The 1,146-nt window shown below is 70.6% G+C and carries 1 protein-coding gene and 1 rRNA gene; one reads left to right on the top strand and one right to left on the bottom strand.

Annotated elements, in window-relative coordinates:
- Window positions 1-95, top strand: a 5S ribosomal RNA gene (gene rrf / locus AB0E98_RS33285); the annotation flags it as partial.
- Window positions 96-101: 6 nt separating this feature from the next.
- On the opposite strand, the gene AB0E98_RS33280 is transcribed toward rrf, so the two are convergent.
- A partial coding sequence (locus AB0E98_RS33280; RefSeq protein WP_361710183.1) for a hypothetical protein occupies window positions 102-1,146 on the bottom strand: 1,045 nt, incomplete at its 5' end.

Raw genomic sequence — 1,146 nt, 5'->3', positions numbered from 1 at the left:
AAACGCCCGGTTACATTCCGAACCCGGAAGCTAAGCCTTTCAGCGCCGATGGTACTGCAGGGGGGACCCTGTGGGAGAGTAGGACGCCGCCGAACAATCTTTCAAGGACCTTTGGTCCCAGCGTTCACGCTGGGACCAAAGGTCCTTTTTGTTTTTCCTCGAAGCGCGCCTGCCAGCAAGGTGCGTGAGAATGACTGCGGTACCTGAAGACAGGAGTCACGTCGATGTCCACCAACTCTCCCGACGGTCGCTCGGGCGGCGAGCCGCGTCGCGGTGACGGCTTCCGCGGCCCGCGTGGCGGCGGTTTCGGCCGTCGCGACGACCGCCCCGGCGGTGCCAGCGGTGCCGGCGGCGGATTCCGTCGTGACGATCGTGGTCCCCGCCGTGACGACGACCGTGGTGGTTTCCGTCGCGATGAGCGCCGTGACGACCGCCCGTCCTTCCGTCGTGACGACGAGCGCGGCCCCCGTCGCGACGACCGTCGTGATGACCGTGGCCCTCGCCGCGATGACGAGCGCGGTGGTTTCCGCCGCGATGACCGTGGCCCTCGCCGTGACGACGACCGTGGCGGCTTCCGCCGTGACGAGCGTCGCGACGAGCGTCCGCCCTTCCGCCGTGATGACCGTGGCGGCCGTCCCGGTGGCGGCTTCGGCCGTCGTGACGACGAGCGCGGCCCCCGTCGCGACGACCGTCGTGATGACCGTGGCCCTCGCCGCGATGACGAGCGCGGTGGTTTCCGTCGCGATGACCGTGGCCCCCGTCGTGACGACGACCGTGGCGGCTTCCGCCGCGATGAGCGCCGTGACGACCGTCCGTCCTTCCGTCGCGACGATGACCGTGGCGGCTTCCGCCGCGATGACCGCCGTGATGACCGTGGCCCTCGCCGCGATGACGACCGTGGCGGCTTCCGCCGTGACGAGCGTCGCGACGAGCGCCCGTCCTTCCGTCGCGACGACCGCCGTGATGACCGTGGTCCCCGTCGTGACGACGACCGTGGCGGCTTCCGTCGCGATGAGCGCCGTGACGAGCGCCCGTCCTTCCGTCGCGACGACCGCCGTGATGACCGTGGCCCTCGCCGCGATGACGACCGTGGCGGCTTCCGCCGTGACGAGCGTCGCGACGAGCGCCCGTCCTTCCGTCGCGACG

The sequence above is a fragment of the Streptomyces sp. NPDC037389 genome, assembly GCF_040636475.1.
Lineage (GTDB): Bacteria > Actinomycetota > Actinomycetes > Streptomycetales > Streptomycetaceae > Streptomyces > Streptomyces hesseae.
Note: the sequence above shows the minus strand (reverse complement) of the source record. Positions and strands in the feature narration are given on the sequence as shown.